This is a genomic window from Pseudomonas sp. M30-35 (assembly GCF_002163625.1).
GTDB lineage: Bacteria > Pseudomonadota > Gammaproteobacteria > Pseudomonadales > Pseudomonadaceae > Aquipseudomonas.
Genome location: NZ_CP020892.1, coordinates 1,266,920 through 1,288,919, shown reverse-complemented (window position 1 = coordinate 1,288,919; position 22,000 = coordinate 1,266,920). Strand labels below are relative to the sequence as shown.

Annotated in this window: 23 protein-coding genes; 8 read left to right on the top strand and 15 right to left on the bottom strand. The window is 54.1% G+C overall.

The window, feature by feature from the left end; translation table 11 throughout:
* Positions 1-95: 95 nt before the first annotated feature.
* A complete protein-coding gene (locus tag B9K09_RS06025) occupies positions 96-848 on the bottom strand; it encodes an AraC family transcriptional regulator (RefSeq protein ID WP_087515957.1) in 753 nt (250 codons plus the stop codon).
* Between the two features lie 168 nt (positions 849-1,016).
* Here B9K09_RS06025 and lon point away from each other — a divergent pair, with 168 nt between their 5' ends.
* The 5 genes from lon to cmoB all read left to right on the top strand — a co-directional run bounded on the left by lon (position 1,017) and on the right by cmoB (position 6,575).
* Positions 1,017-3,407, top strand: coding sequence for an endopeptidase La (gene lon / locus B9K09_RS06020; protein ID WP_087515956.1), 2,391 nt, complete (start codon positions 1,017-1,019; stop codon positions 3,405-3,407).
* A gap of 175 nt (positions 3,408-3,582) precedes the next feature.
* A complete protein-coding gene (locus B9K09_RS06015; RefSeq protein WP_087515955.1) occupies positions 3,583-3,975 on the top strand; it encodes a protease inhibitor I42 family protein in 393 nt (130 codons plus the stop codon).
* A 125-nt stretch (positions 3,976-4,100) separates the two neighbouring features.
* Complete coding sequence (locus tag B9K09_RS06010; RefSeq protein WP_087515954.1) at positions 4,101-4,736, top strand: lysoplasmalogenase; 636 nt, start codon at positions 4,101-4,103, stop codon at positions 4,734-4,736.
* Between the two features lie 130 nt (positions 4,737-4,866).
* Positions 4,867-5,610, top strand: coding sequence for a carboxy-S-adenosyl-L-methionine synthase CmoA (gene cmoA, locus B9K09_RS06005; RefSeq protein WP_087515953.1), 744 nt, complete (start codon positions 4,867-4,869; stop codon positions 5,608-5,610).
* The gene (gene cmoB, locus B9K09_RS06000) at positions 5,607-6,575 is read left to right on the top strand and encodes a tRNA 5-methoxyuridine(34)/uridine 5-oxyacetic acid(34) synthase CmoB (protein ID WP_087515952.1); all 969 of its coding nucleotides are present in this window, start codon (positions 5,607-5,609) and stop codon (positions 6,573-6,575) included. The genes cmoA and cmoB overlap by 4 nt, the downstream gene beginning before the upstream one ends.
* 64 nt (positions 6,576-6,639) lie before the next feature.
* Here cmoB and pdxJ read toward each other — a convergent pair whose 3' ends face one another.
* From pdxJ to rpoE, 12 genes are all read right to left on the bottom strand, one after another.
* On the bottom strand, positions 6,640-7,386 hold the full coding sequence (gene pdxJ, locus B9K09_RS05995) for a pyridoxine 5'-phosphate synthase (protein ID WP_087515951.1): 747 nt from the start codon (positions 7,384-7,386) through the stop codon (positions 6,640-6,642).
* Positions 7,379-8,077: a DNA repair protein RecO gene (gene recO / locus B9K09_RS05990; RefSeq protein WP_087515950.1), complete on the bottom strand. Its 699-nt coding sequence runs from the start codon at positions 8,075-8,077 to the stop codon at positions 7,379-7,381. Before recO ends, pdxJ begins: the two co-directional genes overlap by 8 nt.
* 120 nt (positions 8,078-8,197) lie before the next feature.
* Entirely contained in the window at positions 8,198-9,100 is a 903-nt protein-coding gene (gene era / locus B9K09_RS05985) for a GTPase Era (protein ID WP_087515949.1), read from the bottom strand.
* Complete coding sequence (rnc, locus tag B9K09_RS05980) at positions 9,093-9,782, bottom strand: ribonuclease III (RefSeq protein ID WP_087515948.1); 690 nt, start codon at positions 9,780-9,782, stop codon at positions 9,093-9,095. Before rnc ends, era begins: the two co-directional genes overlap by 8 nt.
* Positions 9,779-10,156: a DUF4845 domain-containing protein gene (locus B9K09_RS05975; protein ID WP_087515947.1), complete on the bottom strand. Its 378-nt coding sequence runs from the start codon at positions 10,154-10,156 to the stop codon at positions 9,779-9,781. The genes rnc and B9K09_RS05975 overlap by 4 nt, the downstream gene beginning before the upstream one ends.
* Before the next feature lie 106 nt (positions 10,157-10,262).
* Positions 10,263-11,120 (bottom strand): signal peptidase I, encoded by an 858-nt coding sequence (lepB, locus tag B9K09_RS05970; protein WP_087515946.1) that lies wholly within the window; start codon positions 11,118-11,120, stop codon positions 10,263-10,265.
* Between the two features lie 5 nt (positions 11,121-11,125).
* The gene (lepA, locus tag B9K09_RS05965) at positions 11,126-12,925 is read right to left on the bottom strand and encodes a translation elongation factor 4 (protein ID WP_087515945.1); all 1,800 of its coding nucleotides are present in this window, start codon (positions 12,923-12,925) and stop codon (positions 11,126-11,128) included.
* A 205-nt stretch (positions 12,926-13,130) separates the two neighbouring features.
* Complete coding sequence (locus tag B9K09_RS05960; RefSeq protein WP_087515944.1) at positions 13,131-14,558, bottom strand: DegQ family serine endoprotease; 1,428 nt, start codon at positions 14,556-14,558, stop codon at positions 13,131-13,133.
* 39 nt (positions 14,559-14,597) lie between these two features.
* Entirely contained in the window at positions 14,598-15,050 is a 453-nt protein-coding gene (locus B9K09_RS05955; protein ID WP_087515943.1) for a SoxR reducing system RseC family protein, read from the bottom strand.
* Complete coding sequence (locus B9K09_RS05950; protein ID WP_087515942.1) at positions 15,047-16,006, bottom strand: MucB/RseB C-terminal domain-containing protein; 960 nt, start codon at positions 16,004-16,006, stop codon at positions 15,047-15,049. The genes B9K09_RS05955 and B9K09_RS05950 overlap by 4 nt, the downstream gene beginning before the upstream one ends.
* 17 nt (positions 16,007-16,023) lie before the next feature.
* Positions 16,024-16,620 carry a sigma-E factor negative regulatory protein gene (locus tag B9K09_RS05945; RefSeq protein WP_087515941.1) on the bottom strand — a complete coding sequence of 199 codons (597 nt, stop codon included), beginning with the start codon at positions 16,618-16,620 and terminating at the stop codon, positions 16,024-16,026.
* 30 nt (positions 16,621-16,650) lie between these two features.
* On the bottom strand, positions 16,651-17,232 hold the full coding sequence (rpoE, locus tag B9K09_RS05940; protein ID WP_010484408.1) for an RNA polymerase sigma factor RpoE: 582 nt from the start codon (positions 17,230-17,232) through the stop codon (positions 16,651-16,653).
* A gap of 377 nt (positions 17,233-17,609) precedes the next feature.
* On the opposite strand from rpoE, the gene nadB reads away from it, so the two are divergent.
* Positions 17,610-19,226, top strand: a complete 1,617-nt coding sequence (nadB, locus tag B9K09_RS05935) for an L-aspartate oxidase (protein ID WP_087515940.1) — start codon at positions 17,610-17,612, stop codon at positions 19,224-19,226.
* Here the strand turns inward: nadB and B9K09_RS05930 are convergent.
* Positions 19,195-19,686 carry a protein YgfX gene (locus B9K09_RS05930; protein WP_087515939.1) on the bottom strand — a complete coding sequence of 164 codons (492 nt, stop codon included), beginning with the start codon at positions 19,684-19,686 and terminating at the stop codon, positions 19,195-19,197. The two genes, nadB and B9K09_RS05930, sit on opposite strands and share 32 nt — an antisense overlap.
* Positions 19,670-19,924, bottom strand: a complete 255-nt coding sequence (locus tag B9K09_RS05925; RefSeq protein ID WP_087515938.1) for a succinate dehydrogenase assembly factor 2 — start codon at positions 19,922-19,924, stop codon at positions 19,670-19,672. The genes B9K09_RS05930 and B9K09_RS05925 overlap by 17 nt, the downstream gene beginning before the upstream one ends.
* 180 nt (positions 19,925-20,104) lie before the next feature.
* On the opposite strand from B9K09_RS05925, the gene B9K09_RS05920 reads away from it, so the two are divergent.
* Entirely contained in the window at positions 20,105-21,046 is a 942-nt protein-coding gene (locus B9K09_RS05920) for a folate-binding protein YgfZ (protein WP_087519005.1), read from the top strand.
* Positions 21,047-21,152: 106 nt separating this feature from the next.
* A complete protein-coding gene (locus B9K09_RS05915; protein ID WP_087515937.1) occupies positions 21,153-21,989 on the top strand; it encodes an HDOD domain-containing protein in 837 nt (278 codons plus the stop codon).
* Positions 21,990-22,000 lie beyond the last annotated feature (11 nt).

Genomic DNA, 22,000 nt, shown 5'->3' with positions numbered 1-22,000 from the left:
TAGGTGCGCGTCAATCATAGGCGCGCGCAGAATGAGCCGTTCAATCAAACCGGCAGGCGCTGTTAAAAATATCAGATTATGGCGCAAACACCCGCTTACTCAGGCTTGCGCATACGCTTGGGGGTCAGGCCCATATAACGGCGCATTGCTGTAGTCAGAGCGCTTTGTGAAGAGAAACCACACTCCTCGGCAATCCGAATCAGCGGCAGGTTGCTTTCACGGAGCAAGCGCGCGGCTCGATCAAGACGGCTTTTAAGCAGGTATTGATGCGGAGTCAGGCCAACGCTTTCTTTGAACTGAGCGTGGAAGTGGCTCGGGCTCAGGCAGACAGTCTGAGCCAGCTCGGCAACGCTGATACGCCGCGCCAGGTTCTCAACGATGTACTGATCCAAGCGTTCCAAATTGAGTGAACCGCTGACACGGTTTCGTTGCTCGCCAAACAGGCGCAAGTGCAACGCACGCAACAGCACCCCGCCCAGCGAGCGCGCAAGAATCAGGTCACTGCCATAGCGTTCCAGCTCGGCGCCCGCATAGCTGAGCAAGTGCTGAAAATCCGCATCCAACTGGGGATAACGCGGCGTCTCAAACAAGTGCGCCAACAACTCGAGATCTTCGCTGGTGGTGTCCTGCTCATCGAGGTCGATGATCAACATGCGGTTATCACCCATGCCGGCAAACTGGTGATCTGCATCGCCAGGAACCAGGCAGGCGCGCATCCGGCAGACCTCTCCGCCACTGCCATTCACCTCGAATTCTGCGCGCCCAGACAGCGACAACACCAATTGATGGTGGTCGTGGGTATGTTCGTGGGCTTTATCATCGAGTCGAATTAGACGGGCATTGAGCATCGCAAGACGGCGTCCATTAAGTGATGGCACATTTTACCCCTTAAAGGGCCAAAACAGCACTGTCGACGACCAATGGACGTCACAGTGACATTGCGCCGCAGGCAACGAACGATTGAAAAAACCAAATTATCCCCCATGTTTATGTCATCGCCCAATTGCAGGTGCAGCATGAACGAAGATAACGATATCGTCGTAGAACCAGAAAATCAGGATGATCAACGTCTGGCCCTGCCTAATCAGCAACTACCAGACAAGCTGTACGTGATTCCCATCCATAACCGCCCACTCTTCCCGGCTCAGGTGTTGCCGATCATCGTCAACCCCGAGCCCTGGAGCTCGACTCTCAAGCGCGTGAGTGATACGCAGCACAAGAGCTTGGCACTGTTCTTCGTGGATAATCCGCCGGCTGATGGCTCGGCAAGTTTTGACCCCGATTCCCTACCCGAGCACGGCACATTGGTGCGTGTGCTCAATGCCTCGGAAGAAGGTGGCAAGCTGCAGTTTGTCGCGCAGGGCCTGACCCGTGTGCGTATTCGTGGCTGGTTAAGCCGTAAACCACCCTATCTGGCAGAAGTTGAATACCCAAAAACCCTGCTCGAGTCGCGTGATGAGATCAAAGCCTATGGCATGGCGCTGATCAATGCGATCAAAGAGCTGCTGCCGCTCAACCCGCTGTACAGCGAAGAGTTGAAGAATTACCTCAATCGCTTCAGCCCTAACGATCCGTCCCCGCTGACCGACTTTGCTGCCGCCTTGACCACCGTGCCGGGCAAGGAACTGCAAGAAGTTCTCGACACCGTGCCGATGCTTAAACGCATGGAGAAAGTGCTGCCACTGCTGCGTAAAGAGGTTGAGGTCGCGCGCCTGCAAGGCGAGCTATCCGCTGAGGTAAACCGGAAAATTTCTGAGCATCAACGCGAGTTCTTTCTCAAGGAACAGCTGAAGATTATTCAGCAAGAACTGGGCTTGAGCAAAGACGACCGCAGCGCAGATATCGAACAGTTCGAGCAGCGCCTTGAAGGTAAAACCCTGTCTGAGCAGGCGCGCAAACGTATAGACGAAGAGCTGGGCAAGTTATCCATATTGGAAACCGGCTCCCCTGAGTACGCTGTGACCCGCAATTACTTGGACTGGGCCACCGCGTTACCGTGGGGCGTCTTTGGCCAGGACAAGCTGGACCTCAAGCATTCGCGCACAGTGCTCGACAAGCATCACGCGGGCATGGATGACATCAAATCGCGAATCACCGAGTTCCTTGCTGTAGGTGCGTTCAAAGGTGAAATCGCCGGTTCTATCGTGCTGCTTGTCGGTCCGCCTGGGGTGGGTAAAACCAGTATTGGTAAATCAATTGCCGAGTCGTTAGGCCGCCCCTTTTATCGTTTCAGTGTTGGCGGTATGCGCGACGAAGCAGAGATCAAGGGCCATCGCCGTACTTATATTGGCGCAATGCCCGGCAAACTGGTGCAAGCGCTGAAAGAAGTCGAAGTGATGAACCCGGTGATCATGCTCGACGAGATCGACAAGATGGGCGCCAGCTTTCAAGGTGACCCTGCTTCTGCGCTTCTGGAAACCCTCGACCCAGAGCAGAACGTCGAGTTTCTTGACCACTATCTAGACCTACGCATCGACCTGTCGAAGGTCCTGTTCATCTGCACCGCAAACACCCTCGACTCGATTCCGGGGCCGCTGCTCGACCGCATGGAGATTATTCGTCTTTCCGGTTACATCACCGAAGAAAAACTGGCGATTGCCAAGCATCACCTGTGGCCAAAGCAACTGGCAAAAGCCGGTGTGCCGAAAAAAAGCCTGAGCATTACTGATGCAGCGCTGCGTGGTGTTATTGAAGGTTACGCTCGTGAAGCCGGTGTGCGTCAGCTTGAAAAGCAACTCGGCAAACTGGTGCGCAAAGCCGTGGTTCAATTGCTGGATACCCCAGACACTCCGGTCAAAATTGGCCACAAGGACCTTGAGCGCTATTTAGGCATCGCAGTGTTCCGCAATGAGCAAGTGCTGTCCGGTAAAGGCGTTATCACCGGGCTGGCGTGGACCAGCATGGGCGGTGCTACGCTACCGATAGAGGCCACCCGCATCCATACCTTGAATCGTGGTTTCAAACTCACCGGCCAACTGGGCGATGTGATGAAGGAGTCCGCTGAAATCGCTTACAGCTACATCAGCTCGAATCTGAAAAAATTTGGCGGCGATAGTAGCTTCTTCGATCAAGCGTTTATTCACCTTCACGTACCCGAAGGTGCCACCCCGAAAGACGGCCCAAGCGCAGGTGTGACCATGGCCAGCGCTCTGCTCTCTCTGGCGCGTAACCAAGTGCCAAAAAAAGGTGTGGCCATGACCGGCGAACTGACGTTAACCGGGCAGGTGTTGCCGATTGGCGGGGTTCGCGAGAAAGTCATCGCAGCTCGCAGGCAAAAAATCCATGAGTTGATTCTGCCTGATGCCAACCGAGGCTCGTTTGAGGAGTTGCCAGACTATTTGAAAGAAGGCATCACCGTGCATTTCGCCAAACGCTATAGCGATGTAGCCAAAGTACTATTTGATTAAAGTCAGCAAGTTGCAAGGGTTCGGCCGACGAATATCGGGTGAACCCTTGTTACCCACACGATTGCCGACGCTTACTTGAAACATGAGTGCATAGGCTGTTTCGATGCAATTGGGCTTACGTTTTCGCATCGACTGGAGCTATGCTGAATAGCCTTTTGAATCACCGGAGCTAAACATGACCGCAGTTTACCGTTTACTGCCGCCACTCAGCCTTGCGTTACTGGCAGGCTGCGCCACCCACTCCAGTACGGTTAATGTGCAACAGCAAAGCGATTGCCCACTGTCGCTAACCACCGGCCAACAACTGATTATCACCTTGCCAAGCAACCCCACCACAGGGTTTCGCTGGGTTGTACGCGATGCGGCTCCGACTGTTCTAACCAGCCTCGGCCCAGAGGTCTACAGCAACCCTGAAGATGCAGCACTGGTTGGCAGTGCAGGTAAATCAACTTGGCGCTATACGGCTAAACAACCCGGCGAAGGTCACCTGCTAATGACCTACCAGCGCCCATGGGAAACCGACGTAGCACCCGCCCAAACCTTCGACTGCAATATCAAGGTCAAATAAACTGCGGCACCTTGTCTTTCGGCGCGAAAAGCTACTTCGAACGTCATCCTCGGCGTTGGCAATACGCTGTTAAGTCGACATAGTTGCGAGGTTTTAACCTCCTAAGACTTTGTCGAGCACTTGATATGCGCTGGTTGATTTTTGCCCTGAGTGGCGCCGCACTGTTTATCTATGCAAGAGCTGCTGATCTGGCACTGCTGAGCCTGTTGACCAAAGGCATCCCTGTCATTGCGCTGCTGCTTTGGTTGCAACAGGCGCCCGTTGGCACCTATAGCCGTTGGATCCGCATCGGTCTTCTCTGCTCACTGGCCGGCGATATCCTGCTCGACTGGCCCGGCGACTTATTCGTATTCGGCCTTGGCGCATTCCTGCTCGCTCACCTGGCCTACCTGCGTGCCTACTTCAGCGATTGCAAACAAGTAGCCTGGCCTGCGTTGTTCATTGCGCTTATCGTTGGCGGCGGTATGTTCAGCATCCTCGCCAGCGCTGGACTGGGACCACTACTGATTCCCGTGATTTTTTACTCCACTGCCATCGGCGCCATGCTCTGGCGGGCCCTAGCCCGACTGAACCAGCCAAATATCAATCCACAGGGCGCATGGTTGGCTGCTGGTGGTGCTCTGCTCTTTGTCCTGTCCGACAGCCTGATCGGCATCAACCGTTTTGTCGCGCCGTTCGAAGCCGCACCCTATGCAATTATTGTTACTTACTGGCTAGGCCAGTGGGCGATTGCCGCATCTGCTCAGCAAAGATTTCGCTGAAGTCAGGCACGGCTCTGAGGCGGCTGCACCGTAACCAGGGGTGTTTTACGACCAAGGCAAATAATCATGGTTTGGTTAAGCGGCCAAGTTGGCTAAAATACGCGGATTTCCACACTGTTTCGGAACCACCGTGAGCAAAGACCCCGACCGCATATTCTCCCAGCCGCTGGCGCAAGTACCAGACTTTGCCTTTAACGAGGATGTGGTCAGGGTATTCCCGGACATGATCAAGCGATCAGTGCCCGGCTATCCGACAATTGTTGAGAATATTGGTGTACTCGCCAGCCAGTTCGCCAAACCGCATAGCGTGCTCTACGACTTGGGCAGCTCGTTGGGTGCAGTCACCCAAGCCCTACGCCGCCATGTACAGATTGAGGACTGCCGGGTAATCGCCATTGATAACTCAAGTGCGATGGTTGAACGCTGCCGCGAATACCTGCACGCCCAAGACTCGATGTTTCAAGAGCTGTTGCCGGTAGAGGTGATTGAGGCGGATATCCTCAACCTCGAACTCCAGCCAACCTCACTGGTTGCCCTGAATTTTACCTTGCAGTTCATCAAGCCTGATCTGCGGCTTGAACTACTGAAGCGTATCCGCAACGCCTTGCTGCCTGGCGGCGCGTTAATCCTCTCTGAAAAACTCTGCTTTGAAGACGACGAACAACAGCAGTTACTGAACGAGCTGCACATCGCCTTCAAACGCGCCAATGGTTACAGCGAGCTGGAAATAGCACAGAAACGCAGTGCTATCGAAAACGTAATGATCCCCGACAGCCTTGAAACCCACCGTGAACGCTTGCTAAACGCAGGATTCAGCAAGGTGACGCCTTGGTTCCAGTGCCTTAATTTTGCCTCGATGATTGCCCTACCATGATCCAGCGTTTTGATTTAGATGCACTGCAATCACAATTAGCCGGGACCCCACTTCAAGAATGGAGCATGGACCTGCCAAGGCAAATAGACAGCAAGCTGGCGATTGGTCATGGCGACCTGGAGCGCTGGTACACAGCGGTTCAAGCGCTGCCCGCGCTGGAGATTGAAACACTGGACATGCTGCAAACGTTCAGCTTCGACGGCTCCTGTGATGAGCAAACCCGCGAACAGTTAAAAACGGCTCTGCAGGGTTTGATTCCGTGGCGCAAAGGCCCGTTCCAGCTATTTGGCGTGCACATTGATACCGAGTGGCGCTCCGACTGGAAATGGCAGCGTGTTGCGCCCTACCTGGACCTTAAAGGCAAACGCATTCTCGACGTTGGCTGCGGCAATGGCTATTACATGTGGCGCATGCTCGGTGCGGGCGCCAGCAGCGTGGTTGGCATTGATCCAAACTGGCTGTTTTTCAATCAATTTCTGGCCATGAAAAACTACCTGCCAGAGCAACCCATCTGGCACCTGCCGTTGGCTGTTGAGGAGTTACCACCGAAGCTTCAAGGCTTCGACACAGTGTTCTCGATGGGCGTGCTTTATCACCGTCGTTCGCCAATCGATCACCTGATCGACCTCAAGGACTGCCTGCTAAAAGACGGCGAGTTGGTGCTCGAAACATTGGTTGTTGAGGGCGATGCGCAGCAAGTATTATTGCCTGAAGATCGCTACGCGCAGATGCGTAACGTTTGGTTCCTGCCGTCAGTACCGGCACTTGAGCTGTGGTTGCGCCGTGCAGGTTTTACTGACATTCAATGCGTTGATGTCAGCACCACCTCGGTCGAAGAACAACGCGCCACAGACTGGATGCGCTATCAGTCGCTGCCTGAGTTTCTCGACCCGGCTGATCACAGCCGCACCATCGAAGGCCTGCCAGCGCCTAGCCGCGCGGTGATAACCGCGCGCAAACCTTAGCCTTATACAAACCTTGGCCTTATAGAGTCAGCCAGATAGCCGCACGGTTATCTGGCTTTCGGCCTCAACCGCGATTAGCCGCTGCCACGATCAATTGCTTCATCTCCACCACTGCCTGCTTAAAACCAACAAACAAAGCGTGCGCCACCAATGCATGGCCGATGTTCAACTCATTGATCCCGGCGATAGCGGCCACCGGCTCGACATTGTGGTAGTGCAAACCATGCCCGGCGTTGACGATCAAACCGTGACTGACACCGCGTGCTACACCATCAGCAATACGTGCCAACTCGACGGCTTGTTCCTGCGCTGTATGTGCATCGGCATAACGCCCGGTGTGTAGCTCAATCGCTGGCGCACCGACACGCTTTGAGGCGTCAATCTGCAACGGATCCGGGTCGATAAACAGCGAGACTTCACAGCCAATCTTGCTCAAGCGTTCCACCGCTGCGCGGATGCGCTCTTCCTGGCCTGCGACATCAAGCCCGCCTTCAGTGGTTAACTCCTGACGCGTCTCAGGCACTAGGCAGACATGCTCAGGACGAATGCTTTCAGCGAATGCGAGCATCTCTTCGGTGACACCCATCTCAAAATTCATGCGTGTTTGCATGACTTCCTTGAGCATGCGCACGTCACGCTCCTGGATGTGCCGGCGGTCTTCACGCAAATGCACGGTAATCCCATCAGCGCCTGCTTCTTCGGCGTCCAATGCAGCTTTGACCGGGTCTGGGTAACGCGTGCCGCGGGCCTGGCGCAGCGTGGCGACATGATCAATATTCACACCCAGCAAAACACGGTTGGCATCAGTCACGAGAAGGCTCCTTAAGCGTCATAAACAATTCGCGGCTAACCAGGGGTTTGCCGCCTAAATGAGGGGCCAGCGCTTGGCGCATAAGCCGTTTGGCCGCCGCCAGCGCACCAGGTGTTTGCCAACTGGCCTCGGCCATAGCTAACAGCTCAGCTCCCTGAAATGCGCCCGGCTGCCATTGACCGATAGGCACCAGGCCGTCATCCGTCTGCAAGCGATAAATACCATCACTCACCACCGGCTGGCCGTGCAAGTCTTGGTCAAGGGCGAAACCATAGCCTAGCTGATCAAGCAAACGCCACTCAAACGAGCGCAATAACGGCTCGATGGCACGTCCTTGGCCGAGTGCAAGCAAAGTCATCGCATAGTGATCAAAAACAGCAGGCTGGGCATCTTCGGTGGGCAATAACCGAATCAGCAGCTCATTGAGATACAGGCCGCTAAACAGCGCCTCACCTGACAATAAGTTCGGAATGCCTGTTGCCTCAAGGCGCGAAACATTCTTCAGCTCACCGCGCCCGCGAAAGTCAGCATCTAAAGCAACAAAAGGCCGGGCGAGGGTTCCGGCTTTACCGCGTGCGCCCCTTAAAACAGCGCGCAAGCGCCCTTGCGGAGTGAGAAAATCAACCAATGCACTGCTCTCGCGATAAGCACGACTGTGCAATACATAAGCGGGCTGGTTGAGCACAAGCATGACGAGTATTAACTCAATCTGGACCCTGCGTGGCCGGGTGCCACGCAGCACATAAAGGCAAGAAGCTTAACTGATCTGCGAGCTAGAGCATGACAACGCAATGGCCACTGCAGCGCTCGCTTAGATGTCGTCGTAACCAAGTGAACGCAAGGCACGCTCATCATCCGACCAACCACCTTTGACCTTAACCCAAAGATTGAGCATGACTTTGGAATCGAACAGCACTTCCATGTCTTTGCGAGCCTCTTGGCCGACCCGCTTGATACGCTCACCCTTGTCGCCAATGATGATTTTCTTCTGACCGTCGCGCTCAACCAGAATAAGCGCATGAATATGCAGAATGCGCCCTTCTTGCTTGAATTCTTCAATTTCAACAGTGATCTGGTACGGCAACTCCGCACCTAGCTGACGCATGATTTTCTCACGAACCAGTTCAGCAGCGAAAAAGCGACTTGAGCGATCGGTAATCTGATCTTCAGGGAAGAAGTGCACACCTTCAGGCAAGTGCTCACTGACCAGTTTTTCAAGGGCCTCAAGGTTATGCCCATGATGCGCAGAGATCGGCACAATCTCAGCCTTGGGTAGCTGAGTTGCCAGCCACTCCAGGTGCGGCATCAGAGCAGATTTGTCCTCAAGACGGTCAGTCTTGTTGATTGCCAGAATCACCGGGCCTTCAACATACTGAATACGCTCAAGTACCATCTGGTCTTCATCAGTCCAACGAGTGCGATCAACCACAAAAATCACCACATCGACGTCTTTCAACGCCGATGAAGCGCTTTTGTTCATATAACGATTAAGCGCTTTTTCGTTGTTTTTGTGCAGGCCTGGGGTATCTACGTAGATAGCTTGGGCGCCGCCCTCGGTTTTGATCCCGAGCATATTATGGCGAGTGGTTTGCGGCTTACGTGAGGTAATCGCAAGCTTTTGCCCAAGAATATGGTTCAGCAGCGTTGACTTACCTACGTTAGGCCGGCCAACAATGGCGACATAGCCACAGCGTGAAACAGGTGAATCAGTCATGGCCGTTCTCCACACCTAGGGCGATCAAAGCCACCCCGGCGGCTACCTGTTCAGCAATGCGCCGACTAGCGCCCTGCCCCAGGGTTTTTTCATTCAATAAAGTTACCTGACATTCAACGATGAATGTCCGACAGTGCGGTTCACCCTGAATATCAACCACGTCGTAACGTGGCAACTCACAGGCACGCGACTGCAGGAACTCCTGCAAACGCGTTTTTGGATCTTTGTTGGTATCAACCAGCGTCAAGCTTTCCAGCTCATTGGTCAGCCAGGCCAGCACGCGCTCACGCGCAGCGTCCATACCTGAGTCCAAGTAAATCGCGCCGATCAATGCTTCCAGCGCATCGGCCAGAATTGACTCACGGCGAAAACCGCCACTTTTCAACTCGCCAGAGCCCAGGCGCAGGTATTCACCCAAATCAAAGCCGCGGGCCAGAATCGCCAGTGTCTCGCCCTTAACCAAGCGAGCACGCAAGCGCGACAATTGGCCTTCGCGAGCTTGAGGAAAGCGCTCAAAGAGTGCCTCCCCAGCGACAAAATTAAGAATAGCGTCACCGAGAAATTCCAGGCGCTCATTATTGCGCCCAGCAAAGCTGCGATGAGTGAGAGCCAGGACCATGTGGTCCTGGTCTTTAAAGGTGTAACCGAGCTTACGCTCTAAACGGGCTAACGAATCATTCACGGCATACGCACACGGAATTCTTTATCAAAATGGACCACCAGATCGAGATTCTCGATCAGCGGCTCGCGCTTCTCATACTTGAGATGAGCACGAAACTCATTGTTCTCAACTGTTACCTTGAGAGCATCCTCAAGTTTCAGGTCACGAATACTGTTGACCTGCATACCCTTGCTAACATGGCTGTAAAAATCACGAACGGTACGAATATCCGCTGCTTTATCGGTTTCAACCGAGGTGATGATCTTTTCCATCGACATATAATCAAGGTAGTGCGGTATCACTTTGAAAGCTGCACTGGCCAAGAATGCGACAAGCCCCAGCACCAGCAACCAACTAATAATAGACATTCCCTTTTGCGAGCGCGCAAATGTCATGATTGACCCCATTTATTAGAATTTTCAAAAGCCAAAACGGCGAGCTACCAGACTATATATAGACTGCGGCGCTGGTTTGAACAGCGCCGCATTTTTATCGTTTTAATCAGTGAATCAAGCCAACGCGTGAGAAGTTTGGCAAATTACTCATCTTTGGATCAGGCCAGCTCATCCACACCGCAAAGGCCTTACCCACGATATTCTGATCCGGAACCATGCCCAGCAGTGGCTTAGGAATGCTTGGGTCATTCCAGTAACGACTGTCGTTAGAGTTATCGCGGTTATCACCCATCATGAAGTAATGCCCTTCAGGCACCACCCATTCCCCGCCAGGAACAGCGTGATAACGCTTCATCTCTTTGCGAATCAAATGTTCAGCTTCACCGAGTTTCTCGTTGTAGAGCATCACGCTGCCGAGGCTGCCTGGTTCTTCACCGATCAACTGTTGAGCGACCTGCTTACCATTAACGTACAGGTGCTTGTCTTTACTGTAACGAATCTGGTCACCGGGCAAACCGACTACACGCTTGATGTAGTTGATGTGTGGATCGCTCGGGTAACGGAAGACCATCACATCACCGCGTTGCGGGTTCTCAACCTGGATAATTTTGGTATCAAGCACCGGCAAACGAATGCCGTAAGCAAACTTGTTTACCAAAATGAAATCACCAACTTCCAGCGTCGGGCGCATAGAGCCCGACGGAATTTGGAAGGGTTCCACCAGAAATGAGCGCAGTATCAGAACTATCGCCAGCACCGGGAAAAAAGACTTACCGTACTCAACCAGCAACGGTTCTTTATTAAGTCGTTCAATCACCTGCTCGTCGGCCGCACCATCAACCTGGCCCTGATAGGTGGCGATTGCTGTACGCCGACGCGGTGCCAAAAACACCAAGTCAAATAAAGCCAAAGCGCCACACACAGCAACTGCGATGACAAGGACCAGCGGGAAATTGATCGACATATGCCTTAACTATCCACTTTGAGAACAGCAAGGAAGGCTTCTTGTGGAATTTCCACATTGCCGACTTGCTTCATTCTTTTCTTACCGGCCTTCTGCTTTTCAAGCAGCTTACGCTTACGACTTACGTCGCCACCGTAACATTTGGCCAATACGTTTTTACGCAAAGCTTTAACGCTTGTACGCGCGATGATTTGCCCACCAATTGCAGCCTGAATAGCCACATCGAACATCTGACGCGGAATCAGTTCTTTCATCTTCTCGGTCAACTGGCGACCTTTGTAGTGCGCCTTGTCGCGGTGCACGATCAACGCCAGCGCATCAACCTTTTCACCGTTGATCAGCACATCCAGCTTGACCAGATTAGCCGATTGGAAGCGGTCGAAGCTGTAGTCCAGCGACGCATAACCACGACTTACCGACTTCAAACGATCGAAGAAGTCGAGCACCACTTCGTTCATTGGCAGATCGTAAGAAACCTGCACCTGACTGCTCAGGTACTGCATATCGATCTGCACGCCGCGCTTCTCGATACACAAGGTAATGACGTTACCCAAATGCTCCTGCGGCACCAGAATATTGGCGCGCACGATAGGTTCGCGCATTTCCTCGACAGCAGAGATATCCGGCAACTTCGATGGGTTATCGACGTAGATGGTTTCGCCGGTTTTCAGCACCACTTCAAACACTACAGTCGGCGCAGTGGTAATCAGGTCCAGGTCGTACTCACGCTCAAGGCGCTCCTGGATGATTTCCATGTGCAGCATGCCAAGGAAGCCAATACGGAAGCCGAAGCCCAAAGCATCGGAGCTTTCTGGTTCGTACTGCAGCGCAGCGTCGTTCAGCGTGAGCTTCTGCAGGGCTTCACGGAAGTCCTCGAAGTCGTCTGAACTGACCGGGAACAAACCGGCGTAAACCTGGGGTTTGACGCGTTTGAAACCGGGCAGCATGTCGACATCAGGGGTGTTCGACAGGGTCAGGGTGTCACCAACCGGCGCGCCGTGAATGTCTTTGATGCCAGCGATAATAAAGCCTACTTCACCGGCTTTAAGATCAACGGTAGCCGTGTGCTTAGGGTTAAACACGCCGACGCTATCGACCTGGTGCATTTTGCCAGTCGATTTAACCAGTACCTTGTCACCCTTCTTGATGCGCCCGTGACGTACGCGCACCAGGGAGACAACACCTAGGTAGTTGTCGAACCAGGAGTCGATGATCAAGGCTTGCAGCGGGGCATCAATTTCGCCCGTTGGTGCTGGAATGGTCGCAACCAGACGCTCAAGCACTTCATCGACGCCCATGCCGCTCTTGGCGCTACAGGCCACCGCGTCAGTCGCGTCGATGCCGATAATGTGTTCGATTTCTTCTTTGACTCGCTCAGGCTCGGCCTGCGGCAAGTCCATCTTGTTCAGCACGGGCATGACCTCAAGGCCCTGCTCGATAGCGGTGTAGCAGTTCGCTACCGACTGTGCTTCAACGCCCTGACCCGCATCGACCACCAACAACGCGCCTTCGCACGCAGCCAGCGAGCGGCTGACTTCGTAGGTGAAGTCAACGTGGCCGGGAGTATCAATGAAGTTCAACTGATAGGTTTTGCCGTCACGCGCCTTGTAATACAAGGTCACGCTATGCGCCTTAATAGTAATGCCGCGCTCGCGCTCCAAGTCCATGGAGTCCAGCACCTGGGCCTCCATTTCGCGCTCAGACAGACCACCGCACATTTGAATAAAGCGGTCAGCAAGCGTCGACTTGCCGTGGTCAATATGGGCAATAATGCTGAAATTACGTATGTGGCTTAGGTCACTCACAAGACAACACTCAAAAAGATCGCAGGCGACTGCCCGCCGAAAATAGCCGCGAAGTGTACCCGATTTACCGCCAGCACGTCACCCACAGCCCCTGACCTAACTGGCACAAGGCCGAAAACGCCTTGCAGGGCATGGGCTGCGCTTGGCTGGATAAGCTCAAGACACAAAAAAGGGCGATAAAATCGCCCTTTTCCGCTACCTACTGTTACTCAGACAGCTTGAACGTGATGAAGCTTGCACGGCCCTTACGCAGTACACGCATCGACACCGAGCGATCTTTCGGCAATGCCTTGGCCACGGTGACGAAGGTCGCAACCGAATCGATCGATTGGTTATTCAGGTGAGTAATTACATCACCCTGACGCAGACCGATCAACGCAGCCGGGCCATCCATGACTTCGCTAATGACCACACCACCTTTAAGGTCCAGCGCTTTCTTCTGATCGGCGCTCAGCCCAGCCACCTTAATACCCAGGCGGTTACTGCTTTGCTCGGCACTTGGCGCCGCAGTGCCAGCCAGAGTACTGCCATCCTCCGGCAGCGAGCCAATGGTCAGCTCAAGTGTTTTGTGCGCACCTTCGCGAACGACATCCATTTCCGCCTTGGAGCCTGGCTTCAAGCCACCGACCAAGTGCGGCAGGTCAGCAGACATGATGATTGGCTTGTCATTGAGGCTCAGGATCACATCACCCACCTGCAAACCACTCTTCGCCCCTGGGCCACCCTCGAGCACCTGAGCAACCAAAGCGCCTGCTGGCTTATCCAAACCAAACGACTCAGCCAAATCCTTATTCACTTCCTGGATGACTACGCCCAGCCAGCCACGACTGACTTTCCCGTCAGACTTGAGTTGATCAGCCACATCCATGGCAACGCTCATCGGGATCGCAAACGACAGCCCCATGAAACCACCGGAGCGGGTGAATATCTGCGAGTTAATACCGACAACTTCGCCCTTCAGGTTAAACAGCGGACCACCAGAGTTACCTGGATTGATCGCAACATCGGTCTGAATGAACGGTACATAGCTTTCATTCGGCAGACTGCGACCTTTAGCGCTGACGATACCGGCGGTCACCGAATGGTCGAAACCAAACGGAGAACCAATCGCCAACACCCACTCGCCGACCTTAAGGTCTTCCGACTTACCCAATTTCACTGTCGGCAGGTCTTTAGCGTCGACCTTGAGCAAGGCCACATCACTACGCGGGTCTGCGCCAATCACCTTGGCCTCAAGCTCGCTACGATCAGACAGACGGACGATAATTTCGTCGGCATCGGCGACCACATGATTATTAGTCATGATGTAGCCATCGGAGGAGATGATGAAACCAGAACCCAGTGATTGCGCTTCACGCTGACGACCATGGCTTGGCGGTCGTGGTTGCTGAGGAATACTGCGCTCGAAGAACTCACGAAACATCGGCGGCAGACCTTCAAGGTCTGGTGCCGACATCCCACCGGAATTAGCGACCGCATCTGGAATTTTTTGCCGCGTACTAATGTTTACAACCGCGGGCGAGGATTTCTCAACCAGCTCAGTGAAGTCAGGCAGCTCCGCGTGAGCGGAAAGTACCTGCCCCATCAGCAACAATGAGAGTACAGCAGAACAGCATATTTTCAGGCTAGGCATTAACGTACAGCTCCCCATCCGGAATAGAGGTTTGACTCATTAAACAGTCGTAGCATCTGCCAATACGGCGCGCATTACTACCGGCTGAAGTTCTGGATCTTCTGCCACGCGGGAACTCCGCCAGCGCACCCCGAGCCAGGATGCAACCAACCCCGCGAAACCAGACAGAATCACCAACGGTTCACTCAGAGACAGCTGATCAGCAAGAACAGCCGCCGAAAACAGCCCAACCAAGGGCATCAGGTAGACCAGTAGTGAACCGCGCACAAGCAAATCCTCGCGCACACCAATCACTACTTGGTCGCCAACACTTAAATCCAGATTTGATAGCGCCCGAACGTAGCCACGACGACTATCGACGCCTAATTTATCGAGCAGACCTTGGCCACAGCCAGCATTTGCCGAGCAGGTTGAACAGGTACTTTTGCGAAGTGTCTCGACCCAGACTGCGCCAGATTCCACTGCAACGACCCGCCCCTGCTCTTCGATCATGGCTGAGGTTGAGCCTCACCCTGGCGAACTGATAACGCCACTCGCTCAGCGGTGCCAAGCGGAATCTCCCCCACGACTGTAACCATCACGTCACCCGAAGCGGTTGCCAAACGCCGCGACACAGCGACTGTTGGACCGAGCTGAGTACGCGCATCCTCTGCGGTTGCGCCATCTAGCGGCTCTAAGAAGACTGAAAAACGGGCCAGACCATCGTCATACAATAAAGAGCCAACAGGCTCGTGAGTGATCGGGCTTACCCGCTGACTGGTTGAACTCAAGACAAAACCAGGGGGCAACCAGTCTGAACGCCACGCTTTGGCATCCAATGGTGATGATTCAACAGCTGTTACCGGCTTGCAATCAGCACTCGGCTGCAATGCATCGGCATCTGCCGCGGCTTGATTAGCCACAAACTGAGTAAACTGGAATCGCTCTAACATCTGCCCTTTGTCGTTAAGCAGTAACGACTTAAGCGGCACTCCGGTCTCACGGTCAAGGTACAACTCAACACCGTAGCGGTGCTGGTCGCGCGGCAGCAGACCTAAAACGATTGCGCTGCGCCCAGCAATGCGAGACTCACCCATGACACGTATGTCATACCACTTGGCTAGCTCGGCTGCGTCAAGATCACGCGCTGGCCATCCCTGAGCATCGGTGGCTTGATCGGCCAAGGTGCCATCCACACATTCAGTGCGGCCATTAACGCGAAAGGCCTCATATGCTGCCCCGTCAAGGCGAAGCAAACGATCACGTACAACGCTGTCCTTACCGACCTGATGCCAAATGCTATGTGTTGAAAAGCTACCATTACGCTCATAAACAAACGTGCCTTGGTAGCTTTGATGCTGACTGGCTTCTGTTAAGCGGCGCAACCAATCTTGCGCATCAGAAGCAGCAACAGCAGGTAACGCCAAGCAGGCGCTTAGCAGCATGGCGGCCAGGGGTATAAAGCGCATGTGTTTCCTTAATGGCTTTAACGGCTTTCTTCCAGACTAGCTGCGCGTGCATACGGCAATGCACCTTCAGTCACATTGCTTCCAAGCTGTTGTGCATGCTGACGCACATAGGCTGGCAAGCGCTGTTCATGCCATGTTGGCTCAGCTTTACTCGACGGTATCATGGATCTGCCTTGCTCGTCGGTGGTAAAGCCTGCCAACATTGCTGGACCCTGTACTTGAACATGATTAAGCGCTGGCTGATTAGCCGCTTGCTGTGCCAACTCGGCACCGGTCATGTCGTCTTGGTTGTACATACGTACACCGGCCAGGACAGCAACAGTCACCGAAGCTGCAACGGCCAGCCGGCCCACTGCGCGCCATGGACCGCGGACAATAGACCCCGAAGCCTTTGGCATTGCTTCGTCAGCAATCGCAGCAGAGACGGCACCGGCGATGTCCAAGCGCGGCTCAAACGCCTCTTTATGCATCACTGCGCGAGCCATATGGTAACGCGACCATTTGGCGCGGAGTTCAGCGTCATTGCTGGCACCGAGTACACGCCGTAGCTCCATTTCGTCCGCTTCGTTATCCATCACCGCGGACAGCGATTCCTGCAGGGCTTCACGACTCATAATGATCCTCTCTTGGCTGTCGCCGCTGTCTTAGGTTTCCTGCAACAAAGGCTGCAGTGACTTATCAATTGCTTCTCGCGCCCGGAAAATCCGGGAACGCACTGTACCGACTGGACACTGCATGACACTCGCAATGTCTTCATAACTGAGACCATCAAATTCACGTAATGTTAGAGCCGTACGCAAATCTTCTGGTAATTGCTGGATGCAACGATGCACGGTGGCTTCAATTTCATCCCTCAGCAATGCTCGCTCTGGAGACTCGATATCTTTGAGGGCGTGATCACCATCATAGAACTCAGCGTCTTCAGCGCTCACATCACTATCTGGAGGACGACGACCTCGTGACACCAGATAGTTCTTTGCCGTGTTAATGGCGATGCGGTACAGCCAAGTATAGAAAGCGCTGTCACCGCGAAAGTTTCCCAAAGCTCGATAAGCTTTAACAAAAGCTTCTTGAGCGACATCTTGCGCCTCATGGGTGTCGTGCACGAAACGCACGATAAGCCCTAGAATCTTGTGCTGATACTTCAACACCAATAGATCAAATGCTCGCTTATCACCGCGCTGAACTCGCTCGACAAGCTGCTGATCCTCTTCCTGGCTTAGCATGAACACTCCTTAATGAATTGTGAGGAGTGCACCGCCAACCAATTAATCGGCATGTCAAAATAGACTCGGGCGTTGCGCAAAAGTTCTCCCCTCCAACCAAGCTTCTTGCAGATTTTTTTCTGTTCTGCATGAAGCCGCGCAGGTCAATGCAGCACCGTTGACCTGCGCAAATAATCTTAGAACGTTTAGATTACCGTCAAAATCAGCGATCTAGAACCGATCCGCCACGATAAATAAACAATGTCCCTCTCTGGGTGACGGCTAATAGAACCCAAAAACCTGTAAAAAGTTCCCTTAGCGCTCACACCGCATCAAGCCGACTATTGTGACGCGCGCCCCCTCTATATACTAGTGGGGCATTCACGTGGAATCTGCTCATGAGCCACCATTTTCAACACGACGTCCTGGTTATTGGCAGCGGTGCTGCTGGCCTTACCCTCGCCTTGACCCTACCTGAGCACCTGAAAGTTGCGGTACTTAGCAAAGGTTCGTTAGCCAATGGCTCGACTTTTTGGGCGCAAGGTGGCGTCGCAGCAGTGCTTGACGACCTAGATACCGTTGAGTCGCACGTTGAAGACACCCTCAATGCGGGCGGTGGCTTGTGTCGTGAGGATGCCGTGCGATTTACTGTCGAGCATAGCCGCGAAGCGATCCAATGGCTGATTGATCAAGGTGTGCCGTTCACCCGTGACGATGAAACAGCGCGCGAAGACGGCGGCTTCGAGTTTCACCTGACCCGCGAAGGCGGCCATAGCCACAGGCGGATTATTCACGCAGCCGATGCAACAGGCGCAGCAATATTCAAAACGCTGTTCGAGCAAGCTCAGCACCGCGACAACATTGAACTGCTTGAGCAGCGCGTCGCGGTTGACCTGATCACCGAGCGCAAGCTGGGCCTAAATGGCGACCGCTGTCTCGGAGCTTACGTACTAAACCGCGAGACCGGGCACGTTGACACCTACAGCGCACGCTTCGTTATTCTCGCCACCGGCGGTGCGGCCAAAGTCTACCTGTACACCAGTAACCCAGACGGCGCCTGTGGTGACGGTATTGCCATGGCTTGGCGTGCGGGCTGCCGAGTTGGCAACCTGGAGTTCAACCAGTTCCACCCGACGTGCTTGTATCATCCTCAGGCGAAAAGTTTTTTGATCACTGAAGCCCTGCGTGGCGAAGGCGCCCACCTCAAGTTGCCCAACGGCTCACGCTTCATGCAGCGCTTTGATGAGCGCGCCGAACTGGCACCGCGCGATATCGTAGCTCGCGCCATAGACCATGAAATGAAGCGCTTGGGGGTCGACTGCGTCTACCTGGATATCAGCCACAAACCGGCTGAATTCGTTAAGTCCCACTTCCCAACCGTTTATGAGCGCTGCCTGGACTTCGGCATTGACATCACCAAGCAACCCATCCCGGTGGTACCTGCAGCGCATTACACCTGTGGCGGCGTGGTTGTCGATCAATCGGGACATACCGATGTTCCCGGTCTATATGCAATTGGTGAAACCAGCTTTACCGGCTTGCACGGCGCCAACCGCATGGCGAGCAACTCGCTGCTCGAGTGTTTCGTTTATGCCCGCGCGGCAGCGGATGACATTGCTCGCCAGCTCGACGACATAGCCACGCCACAGAACCTGCCCGACTGGGATGCCAGCCAGGTGACCGACTCTGACGAGGATGTGATCATTGCGCATAACTGGGACGAGTTGCGGCGCTTCATGTGGGACTACGTCGGCATTGTGCGCACCAATAAGCGCCTGCAACGAGCCGAACACCGCGTACGCCTACTGCTGGATGAGATCGATGAGTTCTACAGCAACTATAAAGTCAGCCGCGATCTGATTGAGTTGCGCAATCTGGCACAAGTGGCCGAACTGATGATCCGTTCGGCCATGCAGCGCAAGGAATCACGCGGCCTGCATTACACCTTGGACTATCCAAACATGCTTGCGCACGCCGAAGACACTATTCTGCAGCCGCCCATCTACGCTGGCTGAATTTAAGCCGCACGCGAAAACGTCGGTGCTCAGCACCCGCCATAGCATCGCGAGGGATACAGATGGTATGCGCCGCTCGGGCGCGTGCCATCCTGGTTCGAGCCACGTTGCCCGGCGACGCATTCGCCCAGCAAAACCGCAAGACGATCAACCAGGGTAACGCCAGGCTATCTGGCAACAGCTGAATAGATTGCCAACCCTGCGCATCGCTCCACAGCTGCCAGTCATCCTCCACCCGCCGCAACGCCGTCAGCGCCTCAGGCGCAGTCAACACCACATATCGCGGCAAAACCCAGGCGCCATGTAACGCGCAGAGCAATGTCGCGCCAGCACTTGCCCATAAAGGAAGATCAACTACCCACAAAGCGATCAATGCGAGTAATTGGATACTCAGATAGAAAACTCGCAGCAGCACTGAAGGCTGCCAGCGAAACTCGAAGCGACTACTTTGGCTGGACACGATCCAGAATCATTCGAACCATACGCTTCAAATCTTCATCTTCAGGCTCGGAGCGCTGCATAAACCAGCCGAACATATCCTGATCCTCGCATTCCAACAGCTTGACGTAGCGAGCCTGATCTTCAGGGCTGAGGTCTGAATAGGCTTCTTTAACAAACGGCACCAGCAGCACATCCAGCTCAAGCATACCGCGACGGCTATGCCAGAAAAGGCGATTGAGTTCAGTCGAGTCGACCATTGGAAAGATCCTTGAGCAAGCCAGGCATTGATATAGCCCGCCAGTATAACGGTGAATGCTCACGCTGTTGACCCTGCCTGTCGCCTAGCGAGCACAAAAGCAATCGCACACTGGCGCTGACAAGCACTTAGTAGCGCTCTATGATAAGCCCCTAACTTTTTTCAGCGATACATGATTGCCATGGTTGATAACGCGTTCTATTGCATACTCAGTCACGAAGGCATTCTCACCGTACGCGGCGCGGACGCTAACAAATTCCTGCAAGGCCAACTGACCTGCAACCTCAACTACTTAAACGCCAACCACTCCAGCCTTGGCGCACGCTGCACCCCCAAAGGCCGGATGCTCTCCAGCTTCCGGGTTATCAGCGTCGATGACGGTTACTTACTGGCAATGGCTGCTGAGTTGGTAGGACCACAACTCGCTGACTTGCAGAAATATGCAGTGTTTTCCAAGTCAAAACTGACTGACGAAACCAGCCAGTGGGTGCGCTTTGGCCTCTACAACTGCGATCAAACCTTGCTTGACCTGGGTATTGATCTCGCGCAGAGCAATGATAGCGTTGCCCGCAATGATCAATTGATTGCCGTGCGCGTCGGTGAAAACTGCGCTGAGCTATGGGCGCCAGCCGAGCAAGCACAAGCCCTGCACGACCGTTTGAGTGAACATGCGCCGCTGGCGGACCTCAACCAATGGCAACTAAAGCAAATTCGCCAGGGCATTGGCCATGTGCAAGGCAGCACACGCGAGTTGTTCATTCCGCAGATGCTCAATCTGCAAGCCTTGGGCGGCGTCAGCTTCAAAAAGGGTTGCTACACAGGCCAGGAAATCGTCGCACGCATGCAGTACCTCGGCAAACTCAAGCGGCGCTTGTACCGCCTGGCGATTAATAGCCAAGTGTTGCCTGCTCCGGCAACAGAACTATTTTCCAGTATGCACAACTCCTCGGTCGGTGAAGTCGTTGCAGCCGCTCAGAGTGAGGAAGGTATTGAGTTACTCGCCGTGCTGCAAAACGACGCAGCCCAAAGCGCCGATTTAACCCTGGGCGCCGCAGACGGCTCGCCGTTGCACTTGCTCGACCTGCCATACACCCTGGATTCGGACCGCGATATCCAGCGTTGAATTTAGGGAATCTGTAAGCGGCAATCCTCATAAAAGCGAAATACCACACGCGAAAAACTGAGCCGCTGCGTAAACTTCAAGTTGCCCAACCTATACGAGAACAACGATGAGCAAACTTGCCGAGAAGGTCCAGCAGGAACTGATTGAGGCCATTGATAACGACCGTCTGGTCTTACCGACACTGCCTGAAGTTGCACTAAAAGTGCGTGATGCAGCCGAAGACCCAGACATCGGCGTGCCACAAATCAGCAAAGTGATCGGCAATGACGCTGCGCTCACGGCTCGCATTATTAAAGTGGTTAACAGCCCGCTTTTGCGCTCGAGTCGTGAAATCACCGACTTGCAGATGGCTATCAGCCGCTTGGGCATCAACTACACCTGTAACCTGGCAATCGGCTTGGCCATGGAGCAAATGTTCCAAGCGACAACCGACGTGGTCGATCGAAAAATGCGTGAGGTGTGGACCAAAAGCACCGAAATAGCAGGCATATGCCACGTGCTTTGTCGCCATTACACTCGCCTGATGCCTGACCAGGCCACCCTTGCCGGATTGGTCCATCAGATCGGCGTGCTGCCGATTCTGACTTACGCGGAAGAAAACAGTGAGTTACTCGCTGACGCCATCAGCCTGAGTCATGTTATCGACAACATCCACCCGATCATTGGTGACCGCATTCTGCGCGCATGGGACTTCCCAGAGCTGATCAGCATGGTGCCAAGCCAACACTTGGACTTCAGCCGCAACAGCGCCAAAGTCGATTATGTCGACATCGTTCAAGTCGCCACCTTGCAAAGCTACTTGGGCACCGATCATCCGTACACCCAGCTTGATTGGAGCGAGATTCCAGCGTTCGCCAAACTGGGCCTGGACCCAAATGTTGATGTTCAAGAAGATCAGGACCTGGCAGCGGACATGGAAGCTGCCATGAAAATGCTGCAGTGAAACCGCGCCAA